This window comes from uncultured Desulfobulbus sp., assembly GCF_963662935.2.
In the GTDB taxonomy this organism is placed as follows: domain Bacteria; phylum Desulfobacterota; class Desulfobulbia; order Desulfobulbales; family Desulfobulbaceae; genus Desulfobulbus.
Genome location: NZ_CAXXTL010000001.1, coordinates 37,468 through 52,518 on the forward strand (window position 1 = coordinate 37,468; position 15,051 = coordinate 52,518).

At 56.0% G+C, this 15,051-nt stretch carries 11 protein-coding genes and 1 pseudogene; 7 read left to right on the forward strand and 5 right to left on the reverse strand.

What is annotated here, in order from left to right; genetic code table 11:
* Window positions 1–26 precede the first annotated feature (26 nt).
* Both ACHZCX_RS00160 and ACHZCX_RS00165 read right to left on the reverse strand, forming a co-directional pair.
* The gene (locus ACHZCX_RS00160) at window positions 27–1,367 is read right to left on the reverse strand and encodes a sigma-54 dependent transcriptional regulator (RefSeq protein ID WP_319585233.1); all 1,341 of its coding nucleotides are present in this window, start codon (window positions 1,365–1,367) and stop codon (window positions 27–29) included.
* A 4-nt stretch (window positions 1,368–1,371) separates the two neighbouring features.
* Window positions 1,372–2,946: an ATP-binding protein gene (locus tag ACHZCX_RS00165; protein ID WP_319585234.1), complete on the reverse strand. Its 1,575-nt coding sequence runs from the start codon at window positions 2,944–2,946 to the stop codon at window positions 1,372–1,374.
* A gap of 245 nt (window positions 2,947–3,191) precedes the next feature.
* Here ACHZCX_RS00165 and ACHZCX_RS00170 point away from each other — a divergent pair, with 245 nt between their 5' ends.
* From ACHZCX_RS00170 to ACHZCX_RS00190, 5 genes and pseudogenes are all read left to right on the forward strand, one after another.
* Window positions 3,192–3,560, forward strand: coding sequence for a multiheme C-type cytochrome (locus tag ACHZCX_RS00170; protein WP_319585235.1), 369 nt, complete (start codon window positions 3,192–3,194; stop codon window positions 3,558–3,560).
* Window positions 3,561–3,674: 114 nt separating this feature from the next.
* On the forward strand, window positions 3,675–6,062 hold the full coding sequence (locus ACHZCX_RS00175) for a molybdopterin oxidoreductase family protein (RefSeq protein WP_394708750.1): 2,388 nt from the start codon (window positions 3,675–3,677) through the stop codon (window positions 6,060–6,062).
* Window positions 6,063–6,200: 138 nt separating this feature from the next.
* Window positions 6,201–6,494, forward strand: coding sequence for a chaperone NapD (locus ACHZCX_RS00180; RefSeq protein ID WP_319585237.1), 294 nt, complete (start codon window positions 6,201–6,203; stop codon window positions 6,492–6,494).
* A complete protein-coding gene (locus tag ACHZCX_RS00185; protein ID WP_319585238.1) occupies window positions 6,491–7,081 on the forward strand; it encodes a 4Fe-4S dicluster domain-containing protein in 591 nt (196 codons plus the stop codon). Before ACHZCX_RS00180 ends, ACHZCX_RS00185 begins: the two co-directional genes overlap by 4 nt.
* Window positions 7,078–7,716: pseudogene (locus ACHZCX_RS00190) on the forward strand (4Fe-4S binding protein); the annotation flags it as partial. The gene ACHZCX_RS00185 and the pseudogene ACHZCX_RS00190, both read left to right, overlap by 4 nt.
* A 316-nt stretch (window positions 7,717–8,032) precedes the next feature.
* On the opposite strand, the gene ACHZCX_RS00195 reads toward ACHZCX_RS00190, so the two are convergent.
* Together ACHZCX_RS00195 and ACHZCX_RS00200 are read right to left on the reverse strand one after the other, a co-directional pair.
* The gene (locus ACHZCX_RS00195) at window positions 8,033–9,340 is read right to left on the reverse strand and encodes a type II toxin-antitoxin system HipA family toxin (protein WP_319585239.1); all 1,308 of its coding nucleotides are present in this window, start codon (window positions 9,338–9,340) and stop codon (window positions 8,033–8,035) included.
* The gene (locus ACHZCX_RS00200; RefSeq protein ID WP_319585240.1) at window positions 9,337–9,687 is read right to left on the reverse strand and encodes a helix-turn-helix transcriptional regulator; all 351 of its coding nucleotides are present in this window, start codon (window positions 9,685–9,687) and stop codon (window positions 9,337–9,339) included. Before ACHZCX_RS00200 ends, ACHZCX_RS00195 begins: the two co-directional genes overlap by 4 nt.
* Window positions 9,688–10,065: 378 nt before the next feature.
* Between ACHZCX_RS00200 and ACHZCX_RS00205 the strand changes: the two genes are divergently transcribed.
* Both ACHZCX_RS00205 and ACHZCX_RS00210 read left to right on the forward strand, forming a co-directional pair.
* Window positions 10,066–11,790: a methyl-accepting chemotaxis protein gene (locus ACHZCX_RS00205; protein ID WP_319585241.1), complete on the forward strand. Its 1,725-nt coding sequence runs from the start codon at window positions 10,066–10,068 to the stop codon at window positions 11,788–11,790.
* Between the two features lie 346 nt (window positions 11,791–12,136).
* Window positions 12,137–14,122, forward strand: a complete 1,986-nt coding sequence (locus ACHZCX_RS00210) for a multiheme c-type cytochrome (RefSeq protein WP_319585242.1) — start codon at window positions 12,137–12,139, stop codon at window positions 14,120–14,122.
* 136 nt (window positions 14,123–14,258) lie between these two features.
* Here ACHZCX_RS00210 and ACHZCX_RS00215 read toward each other — a convergent pair whose 3' ends face one another.
* Complete coding sequence (locus ACHZCX_RS00215; protein ID WP_319585243.1) at window positions 14,259–15,047, reverse strand: DUF2293 domain-containing protein; 789 nt, start codon at window positions 15,045–15,047, stop codon at window positions 14,259–14,261.
* Between the last annotated feature and the right edge of the window lie 4 nt (window positions 15,048–15,051).

Genomic DNA, 15,051 nt, shown 5'->3' on the forward strand with positions numbered 1-15,051 from the left:
CCAACAACCGGCGTCCTCTGATGTTGTCAGAGTTCGATTCGGTGTTGTTTCATTTTCTCCCACAGGTTTTTTCGGCTGATTCCTAAGGTGCCGGCTGCTCTGGTCCGATTCCCTCCGGAATGAGCGAGGGCGTTGACGATAAACTGCTTTTCGGCGGTGGCCATTGCCTCGCTCAGAAGCATGGCCGAGCCGTTGGCCAGTTGCCGCGCAGTTCGCAAGTCGGAGGGCAGATCATCCTGGGTAATGACCGGGCCAGGCGAAAGCACCGAAACCCGTTCGATAATATTTTTCAACTCCCGCACGTTGCCGGGAAAATCATAGCGCAGCAGGCACTGCATGGCTTCGTTCGACAACGACAAGACCATGCCGCGCTTCCGGCTGAATCCATGGAGAAAATGGTCGACCAGGAGCGAAATATCCTCAAGCCGTTCACGTAAGGCCGGAAGGTGCAAAGGGATAACGCTCAACCGGTAGAGCAGATCCTGGCGGAAAAGCCCCGCAGCCGCCTCCTTTTTTAGATCTTTGGCCGTGGAGCAGAGCAGTCGCACATCCACGCGGATCGTTCGCGTCCCCCCCAATCGTTCACACTCACCCTCCTCAATCACCCGCAGCAGTTTCGCCTGCAAACCCAGTGGCAGATCGCCGATTTCATCCAACAGCAAGGTGCCTCCGTCCGCGAGTTCAAAACGGCCCAGTCTTTTCGCATGGGCCCCGGTAAAAGCCCCTTTTTCGTGACCAAAAAATTCCGATTCCAGTAGGCCATCGGGAATGGCGGCGCAGTTAATGCGAATGTAGGGTTTGTCCGCTCTTGGGCTGGCCCGGTGCAGGGCGTTGGCCGCGAGTTCCTTGCCTGTACCCGATTCACCATTGATCAGGACCGTTGAGTCTGTCGGTCCGATTTGGTTGATCAGCGCGAAGATTTGGCGGATAGCCGCACTGTTGCCAATGATTTCCTGATGTTCCTGGCGGCAGCGATCCTCAAGCGAGGCGCAGCGGGCCCTTACGGTCTGCATTTCAAAGATGCGATTGATACGGATGATTAGATCGTCCATTTCAAAGGGCTTGAGGATGTAATCGGCGGCGCCATTGCGCAGGCAGGCAATGGCATCTTCAATCGAGCCGTAAGCGGTCATCATGAAGATGTCGATCAGGGGCGAATGACGCCGGGCGCGCTCCAGCAGTTCCATGCCACCCATGCCTGGCATGCGGATATCGGAGAGGATGAGATGATAATGTTTCTGCTCGAGGCGAGCCAAAGCTTCGCGGCCGTTGACCGCTGTGTCGACCTGCCACTGCTCACGGATCAGCCGGTCATAGACCGTGATCCGCATGATTTCATCGTCCTCAACCAGCAGTATTTGTTTCACGTTTTCAATCTCGCAGCGATGGGTTGTTGTTCTCGGAATTCAGACATTGACGGTCGATTGGCAAAGTGATGATGAAGGTGGAGCCCTTGCCCGGTTGACTCTGGACGTCGATTTGGCCGTTCAAGCGTTGCACCATGGCCAGGGTGACCGCAAGCCCCAGACCGGTCCCCTTGCCGACTTCCTTGGTGGTGAAAAAGGGATCAAAAATCCGGTCCAGTAGCTCCCTGGCAATGCCGATCCCGGTATCTTCGATGGTAAGCACCACCAATCTATTTTCCTCCCGGCTAGCGATATTGAGGTGGCCACCGTCCGGCATGGCCTGGGTGGCATTGAGGGCGATGTTCATCACAATCTGCTTGATGGCTTCACTGTCGATGCAACAGAGATTGTTGAAACGCAGGTCAAGATTGACCACGATGTCGCGCAACCTGTGACCCAGCAGTTCCAGGCAATCGAGGATGACCATATCAATATCGACCTGATGGATCTGCAAGGGTTCGACCCGGCCGTAGTTGAGCAACTGACGCATGGTCAGCTCGATTCGCTTGAGCCCCTTGTGGAGCAGGGGCAGGTACCGTTTCTGCAGATCCAGATTTTCCGGTTCTTCCTGCATCGATTTAACGCAATTGAGCATGCCGGCCAGAGGGTTATTGATTTCATGGGCGATACCGGCGGTCAGTTGCCCAAGAGCTGCCAGTTTTTCAGCACGGAACCCTTTCTCTCCAGCGGCGGCAAGGGCTTGTTGGGAAGCGGACAGCCGTTGGCAGAGAGCTCTGAAGCTGGTGCCAAGGCGGCCGATCTCATCCTTGGCCACTGGCAGATCCAGGGCTTCAACTGCCTGTTCGGGAAAAGCAGTCATGGCCTTTGCCAGTTGGTGCATCGGCCGGGCAACCAGCCGGTTGAACAGCAGCAGCATCACCGCTGCCGCAGTAAGCACGGAGAGCAGGCCAAGCAAGAAAATGGTTTGATTGTTTGTCTCGATGAAGGCGTCGGCCCAGGCAATGGGAATGGAAATGGAGAGTGCTCCCCGAATGTCACCCGGATGGTAGCCGTGTTCGCTGTGGCAGCTGAGGCAAGAGGTTTCCGTGATCAGCGGAGCGGCATAGCGCAGAACCCGGCCGTCGTTATTCCGGTCGATCGCCAGATGTTCGCTTTCCCCTTTGCTGAAGCTGTGCAGGCTCTCCTGCTCAAAGGCATCGGGAGCGTTGCCCGGATTGACCGGCCGCAGGCTGGTGACCCGGAACCAGCCCAGACCACTTCTGGCGGCGTACTCGGAAAGCTCGCGGGTGACCATGGCCGGGTTGCGTTTCACCAGCATCAAGCCGGTTTCCGTGGTCATCACCGGCTCATTGAGATAGACGTTGGGCCGGGTCGTTTCCGATTGCACTAAAAACAAGCCCTGATGATCGGCAACCCACTGTCTGGTTAGCAGGATTTGCTTGTACAGCATCCTGGCCTGCTGCTCGGCCTGTCCTATGACCAGCCGGTTCTGCAAATGGGAGGTGTAGATGAGTAGCAGTCCGTAGGACAGGGTCAGGATGGTAACAACGGCAAAGATGAATTTTCCCTTCAGTGTCATGGTCACCTCTGGAATAATTCCCAGGAGAGAGGTGCGCGGCTAGACGCCGACGCCCTTGTATGGCCGCACGGTAACATACTCCCTTTTGGATTGCTACCCTACGGTAACGTTTTTCCAGTCTTCTTTCTGTAATAGTCTGAAAGTATGCATATTAATCTTTGGAATAGATGTTGCAAAATATCTTGGGAGAATATCTGTCCTTATCGTGGAATGCCCAGAGCAAGCGAACCATCAGGAGGAACAACGTGAAGAGAAATGCACTATTGCTGTCCCGATGCCTACTCACCCTGCTGGTGCTGGCGGGGTGCTGCACCTTGGCCCTGGCCGCTGAAAAAAAGGGAAAACATCCGAAATTATCTGAGCAGGAAAAATATATTGCCTGTGATCAGTGTCATGCAGAGAACACACCGGATCTGCACAAAGAATGGTTCGACTCGCGTCATGGCGTGGCTATGGTCAAATGTTACCAGTGTCACGGTACCTTTGAGACCTTTCGGGTAACGCCCAAACGTCAAGTTTGCGCCGTCTGTCATGAGAACATGATGAAGAAATGTCCGCAAAATAAGGCCTGCTGGCAGTGTCATCTGCCGCATACCTTTAAAGCAAAGAAGTGAGGGTGGGGGCGGACAGGGGATATGCACAGATCCTGCCCGGATCTGCCGGATCATGCGAAGGCGGCACGCGGCAGCAAAAGTCGGGCGACTAACTTTATTGAGGAGATGGTCAGTATGGCTCAGACACGACGAGATTTTATGAAGAAAACGGCGGCGCTCTCCGCAGCCTCCTATGTGGGCATGCAACTGCCAGCAGATTGGCAGACTGGTGCCCTGGCTGAAGAAGCCGAAGCCTGGCATCGAGGAACCTGCCGTCTCTGCGGTGTCGGCTGCCGCGTGGAACTCGGCGTCAAGAACGGCGTGCCCTTTGGATTGCGTGGGGTAGCCGAATCACGCACCAACTTCGGCTACCTCTGCATGAAGGGTATGCACTTCTGGAAATGCATTGGCCACAAGGACCGGTTGAAAAAACCCCTGTACCGGGCGAAGAAGTCCGAAGCCTTCAAGGAGATCAGCTGGGACAAGGCCCTGGATATTGCGGCTGAGCGTTTTGCGTCAGCAGTCAAGCAACACGGCAGCAATGCCGTGGCCTACTATGGTTCAGGCCAGTGCCTCACCGAAGAGACTTACCTCTTTCAGAAGATCATGCGTGGTGGGCTCAAGACCAACAACGTCGAGGGCAATCCCCGCCTCTGCATGGCCAGCGCGGTCGGCGGCTACATGACCTCCTTCGGAGCCGACGAGCCCATCGGCGGCTATGCGGATCTCGAAAAGGCGCATTGCTTCTTCATCATCGGTTCCAACACCGCCGAGGCGCATCCGGTCCTGTTTCGCCGGATCATGCGGCGCAAATTGGACAATCCTGAGGTAAAGATTATCAATGCCGATCCGCGCGTCTCCCAGACTTCGCGCATCGCCGACAAACATCTGCAGTTCAAGCCGGGCACCGACCTCTCATTGCTCAACGCCATGGCCAAGGTGATCATCGACGAGAAACTTTATGACCAGCAGTTTCTCACCAATTATGCGGTGTTCAAGCAGGGGAAGGAGGGGAAGGATGCCAGCTTCGACGAATTAACCCAGTTTCTCGCTCCCTACACCCCGGAGGCGGCGGCCAAGACCTGCGGTGGCAGCATCACTGCCGACGATATCCGCCAGGTGGCCCGCTGGTTCGCCACCTCCAAGGGGACGGTCAGCCTGTGGTGCATGGGCATCAACCAGCGCAAACAGGGCGTCTGGGCCAACAATCTGATCCACAATCTTCACATCCTCACCGGCCAGCTGCTCAAGGAAGGCGCCGATTCCCTTTCCCTGACCGGTCAGCCCAATGCCTGCGGCGGCGTCCGCGAGGCCGGGGGACTGTGTCATATCCTGCCCGGACACCGGCCAGTGGAAAAAGAAAAGATGCGCAATCAGGTGGAAGAGGCCTGGGGTATCCCGTTGGGCCGCATTCCGGCCGATCCGGGGCTGCACACCATGGACCTCTTCACGGCCGTCAACAACGGCAAGGTCAAGGCCCTCTGGGTCAATTGCACCAGCCCGGCCCAGAGTTTGCCCAATTGCGATCTTTACAACAAAGGGCTGGCCGACGATGACTGCTTCATCGTCTGCACCGATATCTTCAAGACGCGTACCACCGAGTTCGCCAATCTCATCCTGCCGACTGCCTTCCATTTCGAGAAGACCGGCGTCTACGGCTGCACCGAGCGGCGTTCCCAACTGACCCGCAAGGCGGTCAAAGCGCCGGGAGAGGCCAAGCCCGAGGTCTGGATCGCCCGTGAATGGGCCAAACGGTTAGCGGTCAAATTGGACGATCCGGTCATCGCCCAATGCGTCAAACCCTTTGAAGGACTGGAAGAGGATTTTGCCCTGCCCAAGGCAATTTGGGAGGAGTACACCCAGGAATTGACCAAGAATCGCGATAACGACCTGCGCGGCGCCACCTACGCGGTGATGTCACGGATGGCCGACGGCCCTCAGTGGCCGGCGCCCACCGAGGAGTTCGCCCTTACCGGCGGCACGGTGAAAAAGTTCGTCAAGGGCATGGATCCCATGGCAGACAGCGAATCGAAAAACGAGCTGCCCTACCAGTTCTACGGTCCGGCCCACGAGGACCGTAAGCTCTGGATCTGGCTGCGGCCCCAGGCCGATCCCTCGGAGATCCCGGACGCGGAGTATCCGTTCTATCTTTCCACCGGTCGGATCATCGACCATTGGCACACCATGTCTATGACCGGCCGGATTCCGGAACTGCTCCGGGCCAATCCCTATGCCTATGTCGAGGTCAACCCTAAGGATGCGGACAAACTCGGCATCAAGCCGGGCGATATGGTCGAAATCAAATCCCGGCGCGGCGTCAATGTGCTGCCGGCCAAGGTCTACGAGGGACCGATCGAGGGCATGGTTTTTGCCTACTGGCACGACCAGGAGCAGACGCGGATGATCAACAAGGTGACTAAGGACGACTACGACCCCGCCTCCAAGGAACCGGAGTTTAAAATCTGCGCGGTCACCATCAAGCGTATTTCAGGGCCGCAGCCGCTCAAACCGTTCATCGTCTGAACTTGGCGGCCGGATGGAGTGACCGATCCGGCCTGCCGTCCGCCCCTGCGGTGAGGCGGAAAGGAAAGGGTTGTTTCTGTCCTTTCCGCCTTTTTTGTTGTTGGATGATCAACAGACCATGAAAAGGAGAAATCTTCGATGCCGATTGGCGGAGTAGTCATCTCGACCCGGCCAGGTGATCTGGAAGAGGTACGGAAGCAGCTTGCCAACCTGGCGGGCGTGGAAATCCATGGGGCGGATGAACGGGGGAATATTGTTGCCGTGTTCGATACCCGGACCAGTGAGGAGATGGAACGGCTGATGGAGGCGGTCAACGCCTGTCCCGTGGTCCTTCATGCCGGCTTGACCTATCTCAACATGGAAGATGTGCTGGGGGATACCGGGGCAGATCATCCTGCGGCATGTTCTGGCGAGCACGGGGCAGGGGAGTGAGACGCCGGAACCTCCTTAAACTGCTCGGCTCCTTGCTGGCCGCCTCGGTTTGTACTCGGGTGAAAGAAGGGTGCGCCGGATTGTTCCGCTCACCAGTCACCACCAACCGCTTGCGGCCGCCCGGAGCGGTTGCCGAGGAAAATTTTGCCGGCCGGTGCATTCGCTGCGGCCGCTGCGTGGAGAGCTGCCCCTACCGCTGTATCACCATGCTCGATATCCGTCAGGGCATTCATGCCGGCACGCCGCTGATCGCGGTGGAAGAGATTCCCTGCTATCTCTGCATGAAGTGCGTTGAGGTCTGTCCCACCGGCACTTTGAGCAAAATTCCGCAAGCGGCCACCCGGATGGGGACGGCGGTGATCAACAAATTCACCTGCGCCGCCTGGGCCGGAATCGCTCTGTGCCGGACCTGCTACGATGTCTGCCCCTTTAAAGGCCGGGCCATTGTCTTGCACGAATTGCTGCCTGCGGTGGCGAAAGAGGTCTGCACCGGCTGCGGCCTCTGCACCCACGCCTGCCCGGTCACCTCTACCAACGATTTAAAGGCGATTAACATCGAACCGCCGGCCAGCGGCAGACTCCCATGAACAGCCCGGAAGCCTCGTTCTTGGCAGCGCCGAACAAAGGATGGCGCTACTCCACGCTACGGCACCTTCTCCTGGCCGCTGCCTTTCTCCTCCTGCTCATCAACCCCCTGCTCAACTACTCTTGGGGCATTGCGTTTATTCAAGGATGGTATCAATCGTTGGGGATCGGCGAGTTGCGCCTGATTTCACCCCTGGAAGGACTGGAGAGCCTCCTGATCAGCCAGCAGGTGTATGTCCCGGCTCTGATTGCCATGGCCATCCCCCTGCTGATCGCCATTTTTCTCGGTAGGGTTTTCTGTTCCTGGGTTTGCCCGATCAGTTTTTTGGCTGAGTTGCTGGCTGGAATCAGGGGGCGCATCCAGAAAAAAGCCATACTCCGCGACCGGCTGATATTAGCCAGGCGACTGCTTTGGTTTGCCCTGATCAGCGAATTGCTTCTTTCCCTGATCCTCGGTGCACCCTTGTTTGTCTTTCTCTCTCCACCCGGTCTGGTGGGAAGGGAGATGATGATGGCCGTCTTTTTTCATAGCCTGGCATGGGAAGGGGTGCTGGTGATCGCGGTCCTGGCCCTGGAATTGGTGACGCGCCGATTTTACTGTCGCTATTTCTGCCCGTTGGGCGGGCTGCTGGCACTGCTGGGAATGGCCCGGAGGCTGGAGGTCCATCGGCGGACCGATAACTGCACTCATTGCGGCCGATGCGACCGCGCCTGTCCCTTGGGACTTGCACCCAGTATCGGCGAATCGCTCTCCCCTTACTGCTGGAACTGCGGCGTCTGCATCGACAGTTGCGATCATTCGGCCCTCCACTTCATTTGGCGGAGAGGGCTTAGGAGTAATGAAGCAGTCCGGGAAGTTGTTCCCCTTGCTGTGGATGTACATCGCGATGGGGGGGGCGCGAAGAGAATAAAATTGTTGACCTTGTGCGGAACTCTCGGGTTGTCGCGGCAAATTAAGCAAAGTCGGTCAGGCGATGGGTGCGGCCGATTTTGTTCCGCCAGTCGGCCGATATCCCCGCCTCCTCGGCATAATCGGGCCAGTGGGAAACCGCCTGGTGCACTTCTTCCAGGATCGTCTCGGCCCGGCCGCGCTTCATGGAAGCCGATTTGGCGCAGGTCCGAAAATCTTCCAAGGTGAAGTCGTCGCGCTTGCCGTTCACTGTCATCTGGTGGGTTGCCGTCCAGTGCCCGGTTGGCTGAAAGCTATAAGTCAGGTCAAAGGCCGGAGCCAGCGACCAGCTGCCGGTCTTGTCCATCAAAAAGGCGATGTTCTTGACATGATCGTCCTGGTTACGGGCCAGGATGTTGAAGGCCATCCGCCGGTACAACTCTTCGATGGAGTGCATCCCCATGCCCAGTTGTCGGATGACGAACAGGGCCTGCTCGTAGGAATAACCGCCCGCCAGGTTGAAATCGAAGTGTGCCAGGGCGCCGAGGGATTGCATGTGCATTTTTTCGCCGCCGGTGGAGCGGTCAAAACGTCGAGTCATGAAATGGGAGCGGCCGTTTTCCACAAGCAGCCTGCATTCGCTCATGGTGATGCCGGCATCCCTGGCCATCCGGTAATACGCATACTCAATGACGCCAAATCCTTTGGGATCTTCCAATTCCTTGTCCCGGTTGCCGGAAACGCCGTCGAATTTAAGCAACCAGTGCTCAAACCCCGGATCGGCCGGCACCTGCCCAGAACGAACCTCGTTGGTGGCCGGGTTCCAGGCAATGACCGCCTTGGCCCGCGCCCCTCCCGCCGAGGTGCCGACCCGGAGGATGTCCTTGAGGGCACCCGCTTTAACGTCCTCGGCAAAAGATCCGCTCAAGTCGGTGCGTTGGGTCAAGATGCTGGAGGCGAGCTCAACCAGGTGGTCGATACGGATGCGGCTAGCCTGCCGTGACCTGGGGCCAATCGTCGGGGCGTATTCGAGTGCACCCATGCCGCGGCTGCCGGTATAGCACAGACGTTCGACAGCATTGAAGGAATGGGGACTCCGGCCCTGGGTGGCTAGCCAGGCATCAATCAGGGCATGGCCGAACCGGTCCGGCAGGGAGTCGGCGAGCAGGCCAGGCAGGCCGGAAAAGGTTTCCGGGGCCAGGGCAGGGAAGGAATAGACGCGAGGTGCCAGCGGCATGGTCAGCGGCGCGATCTCAATGCCGCTGCGGGCAAAGGCCGGGTCGTACTCAAAGGAGGCTACTTGCGCACCTTCATCAAGGGCAACTGCGCCGATGGTGCGTCCCCAGAGCCGCACTTCAGCTACCGTGCTCATGTATCCTCACCCCATGTCCAGGGCTCGCCGCTCGACTTCGGGCTTTTCTTCGCAGAGGCTCGTTGCCGCTGTTTGCCTTTGAGCTTGAGCAAGTCGAGCGGCCGCGGTCCGGTTTCCGGGATCAGGGCGGCCAGGTTTTCGATAAGCCCCAGAACCCGGAAGATGCGGATCAGATTGGCGGTCTGGGTTGATAGCCCAGTCTCTATCCGTTCCACGGTACGCTTGGCGATTCCGGCTTGTTCCGCCAGCGCTGCCTGGGTCAATTCCAGTTCCACCCGCCGTCGGGCCAGGCTCCGGCCGATTCCCTGCAACACGGCTTCATCGCTCATGAATGTATTAATGGTCATTGTCGACTCCTTTGGCGAATTGTATCAATATTATAATTTTATTCGCCAAAAATTACGAATTAAAAGTAATATTTAAATTTGTTGTTAAATCACCAATTATGTCGAATTTAAAGGATTACATGTTTTAAATCGCCATTTTTGGCGAACTACTGTTTTTGTTGTTGGAGATCAGCATGAACTATTGCTTCCATGGCATATTAAGCTGCGTGACCCCTTTTGCTCCGATTACGGGAGAGTTAGATCCAAGGAATTAAACGCCGGTATTTTTCCATCATCATGGAAAAGTTTGACAACTGCCAAGGCTACCTTATATCCTGAATAAAAGGCTCCTTTTTCACCTCACCCTTTTGAGCGCTGAACAACCCGAATGGAGGTACCATGCTGAATCGATTTTCGGTCAAAGGAAGAATGTACTTGGTTATCTTTTCCATAGTTTTTTTGTTCAGCCTGATGATGTGGTTTGCGGTGACCAACAGTCACAAGGTCCGGGACATGGGATTGGCCAAAACTGGATCGGTGATGCTGGAGGACCAAAAGGCCAAGCTGCGGGTAGCTACCCATTCGGTGGCCCTTGCTGTTGGCCACGCCATCGAAAGTATAGCCGACAAACAACAGCAAGTTGACATTATCCGCAAACTCGTGGACGACATTCGTTTCGAGGAAGATCAATCCGGCTATTACTTTGTCTACGAGAACACGGTCAACGTGGCACTCCCTCCCGGCAAACCGAAGCAGGGTAAGGACCTGGGAGACCTCAAGGACAAAAACGGCATCTATTTCGTCAAGGAACTGATGGAACAGGCAGGCAAGGGCGGCGGATTTGTCCAGTACGTTTTTCCCAAGCCACCGGGGAACCAGGATACACCCAAGCTGGGGTATGCCGAGATGATCCCTGGAACGCGAATGTGGATCGGCACCGGGGTCTATATCGACAATATTGATACCTATGTTGAAGCCATGGCCGGCGAGATGAACAGCCAGGTCCGCTCATCTCTTCTAACCATGTCGGCGAGCGCGGGCACTGTTTTTGTGATTATTATTTCCGTCATCTTGGTCATTGCTTTCGGAATTGTTCGCCCTCTGCGTCATGTGGTCGAGAGCCTGAAAGATATCGCCCAGGGCGAAGGGGACCTGACCCGGCGGCTGGAGGTCAAAACTAAGGATGAGATCGGCGAATTGGGCATGGGTTTTAATATTTTTATCGAGAAATTGCAGGGGATTATCAAAGGCGTGGTTGCCAATAGCACTCAGGTAGAGGGGGCTTCCAACAGTTTAGCCAAGGTGGCCCGTGACATGTCGGAAAATGCCAGGGAGAGTTCGGAACGGAGCAATGCCGTTGCCGCCGCCACTGAGGAAATGACCACCAACCTCAACAATGTCGCCGCCGCCATGGAGCAGTCCTCCACCAATACCGCGATGGTCGCCAGCGCGGCGGAAGAAATGAACGCCACCATCAACGAAATTGCCGGCAACGCCGAACAGGCCAGGGTCATCTCCGAGCAGGCGGTGCGCAAAGCCGAGGTCGCCTCCGCCAAAATGACCGAACTCGGACAGGCCGCCCAGGCGATCAACAGGGTGACCGAGGCGATCACCGAAATCTCCGAACAAACCAACCTGCTGGCGCTCAATGCCACCATCGAGGCAGCCCGCGCCGGTGAGGCTGGCAAGGGCTTTGCGGTGGTTGCCAATGAAATCAAGGAACTGGCAAAACAGACCGCCGTTGCCACCCTTGATATCAAAGAACAAATCGCAGGGGTGCAGGGGACAGCCGGAGATACAATCAAGGAAATCAAGGAGATAACTGGGGTTATTGACAATGTTAACGCCATCGTGGCCACCATTGCTTCAGCAGTGACCGAACAGTCGGTTGCCACCGAGGAAATTGCCAAGAATATTGAACAGGCGAGTCAAGGACTGCAGGAGGTGAACGAAAACGTCAGTCAAAGCTCCCTGGTGGCCGACTCCATTGCCAAGGATATTGTTCAGGTCAATAATGCCTCGATCGAGATCTCAAAAAGCAGCGAGCACATTAAGGACAGTGCCGACGAAATGCTCAAGATGGCCCTTGAACTGAGCAAGTTGGTGGGTGTGTTTAAAATTTGAAGCGGCCCTGGACCTAATCACTGAAGCACTCAATGCGGGAAGCGGCCAGTATCGGCGATTCATGGAATTGGATTGACAAGCTCTCATTAATAAGGTGAGGCGGATGTACCTGAAAGCCTTGGGGCAAGCCCTGCCCCAAGGCTTTCGTCTAGTTACATCCAAAAGAGCCAAGTCCTCAATATCCTCATCTTATAACACCCCGCTGCAAGACCTGCCTTTGACTGTACCCCTTCATTGATCTCCTTCCAGCTTCTGGATCGATTCTTGCTACCACTATGTGGTCCATGTCTGTCACTTTAGGAACAGAAGGCAACAAGAAGCTGAGTTATTAATAAGGAGAAATGGTATGAAAATCGGCATGATCGGACTGGTTATCGTCATCTTGGCAATGGGGAGCGACAGCTACGCGGCTGCACGGTCAATCACAATGACGGCGACGCCGGCGAGTGTCATGGCTGGATCAACTGTAAATCTGCAGTGTACAGCTACCGGAGACTGGTTGTTTCCCCTGACGTCCGCCCGAGTCACCATTAAAAATCCTAGCGGCACGACCTTGGCCGCAGGCAAAACAATGGTAATCAACGGTGCTATAGCCAGTTACGGCTATACGACCCCTGCGGATGCCATCGAGGGTACTTGGAATTACAGTTGTGAAATTAGGGATCGCAGGACAAGTGTCACCAGATCCAGCAGCTTCACTGTCGCCAAAACACCTACACTGGTTATCGGCCCCATCCCGGCGCACAACACCATCACCAAGTATGAAGGTTCTGTAACATGTTTAAGTTGCCATGCCACGGAAGGCACGGAGATGGTGAATAGTTTACATGCCAAATGGAAAGCCCCGTCACTGGAACTGACTAATACCAAGGGTGAGGAACTTGGCAAGGCCAAAGGCGGCATCAATACTTTCTGCACCTATGCAATGTCGTCAAAAAGTGCCTGTTTTTCCTGCCATGTTCGTTCGGATGGCAATGCGCCGCATCCTGCTGAAGCAAAAGATGTCGATTGCCTGATGTGTCATAGCGACACCTATCAACGAAAATTTATCACCGATTCCAACAACACCCAGACGGTGACCAACATTTTAGGGCAAACCAAGACCTATGTCTTTGGCAAAGTCGACAGCTTGGGGAATTACATGATTGAGCCGGATTACAGCAAGATGCCGGCTGGAACCCTTATGGCCAATTTGGCACGAACTGTCCACTTGCCGACCAACAAATCGTGCCTGCGGTGTCATGCGACGGCTGGCGGCGGCGATTGGACAAAGCGCGGTGACATGGGGCTGAATTCGGTCAATCCGACCATTGACCAAGATGTTCACCTGTCGCAAAATGGAGCCAATTTAACCTGCGTTGATTGCCACTCTGCCTTGAATCATAAAATAGGCGGCCGCGGCATTGACTTGCGAGGAACAGAAGCTGGGCCTCCTACTTGCCAGGAATGCCATACTTCTGCGCCCCATACCGATGCTACGCTGAACAGGCATGCGGCCGGGCAGGTGAGCTGCCAGGTCTGTCACATCCGGGAATTTGCCAAGGGTGGCGCGACTGAAATGTCCCGAGATTGGAGAAAGCCGGTGTGGAATCAGGCATTCTGTTCGGGCCAGGGAGGATTTGTCGGCGAGGAGATCAAGAAATCTTTTGTCAAACCTGAATACGTCTGGTTTGACGGAACATCGTACGTTTACAACGTGGGCGAGACCATCAAGGCTGATGCCACTGGCGTGTATCACATGGCCAAGGCCAACGGTGCCCCCTTTGACGGCAAGTCGTCCATTGTTCCCATAAAGAGACATTTCTCGGTGATGCCTTTGCATGAAAGCGGCAAAATCGTCCCACCGGCTATTATGTGGATGTTCATGACCGGTAAATTCGATGTTGCTGTCCAGAAGGGTATGGAAGAGCAGGGCCTGACCGGCACTTACTCACTGGTTGAAACCGATGCTGAAATGTTGATTACCCACGGAGTTGAGCCGAAAGCAAAAGCGCCTTCTTGCATTGAATGCCACAACAATGCAGGCAACACCCCAGATGGCACCGGCATGGTTCCCTTTACCTCCTTGGGCTATCATACTGTCCCCAGTGCGGTGAAATCCTGCACCTTATGCCATGAGAAGAAAAGCCTCAGCTGGGCGTCAACCCATCAGACGCATAGAGGCGAGGTGTCCTGTTCAAGTTGCCATAGCAAAGAGCCGACCGGTTTGGTCAAAGCGCAGTCCACTCTGTGTAGCAGTTGCCATGAAAGAAAATCGTGGCAGGGTACGGAAAGCCATAAAAAACATTTGGAGAAGAACGTTAAATGCTCGACCTGTCATACGTTTAGCTGAAGGCAGAATAACGCGTTGTAAAAACATACAAGGTGCATCAACTTGCACGTTGATGCACCTTGTATGTTTCATTCCCACCTAAGCCGATGGTTTGAATTTACCCCCTCAAAGGGGGTACTCAACACCTATCCCCTGACTATTTTTCTCGAGCAGGCGACCCCTTCCCCATGGCCCGTTGCAACGGGCAGTCGGGACCGATCTCCCCACCCTCGCGGTAGGCGCGGAGCAGGTCGACCGAACGTTGGGCCAGCATCCGCCGCACCTGCCGCCGCTCCTCCTTGATCCGGGCGATTGCCATTGAATCATAGGCGGTAGTCCGGTGCCGCATCCAAGCGATGACTGCTTTTGCGGCGCGTTCTTCGATGGGGATCATCGCGGTGCGTGCTACTGTGCCGCTGCCCACGGGCACGGCATGGACGGTCACGGCCTTGGCTATGGCCTGTTCGAGTTCCAAGTAGTGCGGGGCAAAGGCAAGATAATCGCGCACCGCCTGAAAAAATTCGCCTTCGTATTCCGTCTGTTTCCGTTCCCGCCGCTGCTGGGCACCGGCCCGTTTCTTTTGATAGTCCTCGGTGGCACGTTGTGCCTCCACTTCCCGCCGCGCCTCGGCAATGATCATCGCCGGAGCCCAGATGCCCTTGGAGATCATCCTCCGCCCCATCCGTGCCTGCACTCGCCAGACCCCGGTCTTAGCCGTCACCTTGCGGGTCAATCCGGCATCTCCAGCCGGCAGAAACTCCCAGCCTTTGGGCGGTGTCAGTGCCTTGCCGTGGGTATCGATCAGGCTGCCGCCTGCTCCCTGTAACACAAGTTCGACTTTACCCTGGAGGACTGCTCCACCTCCAGACTCGATGCCGCCGAGAGGACCGGTTTGTCCATCCGCCTGTTCTTTTCCAGCCTGGGGTTGTTGATCTAACAGATTCATCAGT

What these genes read in the sequence shown, in the direction of transcription:
- ACHZCX_RS00165 (WP_319585234.1), bottom strand. Translation starts at nt 2,946, where the DNA reads ATGACACTGAAGGGAAAATTCATCTTTGCCGTTGTTACCATCCTGACC.
- ACHZCX_RS00195 (WP_319585239.1), bottom strand. Translation starts at nt 9,340, where the DNA reads ATGAGCACGGTAGCTGAAGTGCGGCTCTGGGGACGCACCATCGGCGCA.
- ACHZCX_RS00205 (WP_319585241.1), top strand. Translation starts at nt 10,066, where the DNA reads ATGCTGAATCGATTTTCGGTCAAAGGAAGAATGTACTTGGTTATCTTT.
- ACHZCX_RS00200 (WP_319585240.1), bottom strand. Translation starts at nt 9,687, where the DNA reads ATGACCATTAATACATTCATGAGCGATGAAGCCGTGTTGCAGGGAATC.
- ACHZCX_RS00215 (WP_319585243.1), bottom strand. Translation starts at nt 15,047, where the DNA reads ATGAATCTGTTAGATCAACAACCCCAGGCTGGAAAAGAACAGGCGGAT.
- ACHZCX_RS00210 (WP_319585242.1), top strand. Translation starts at nt 12,137, where the DNA reads ATGAAAATCGGCATGATCGGACTGGTTATCGTCATCTTGGCAATGGGG.
- ACHZCX_RS00180 (WP_319585237.1), top strand. Translation starts at nt 6,201, where the DNA reads ATGCCGATTGGCGGAGTAGTCATCTCGACCCGGCCAGGTGATCTGGAA.
- ACHZCX_RS00175 (WP_394708750.1), top strand. Translation starts at nt 3,675, where the DNA reads ATGGCTCAGACACGACGAGATTTTATGAAGAAAACGGCGGCGCTCTCC.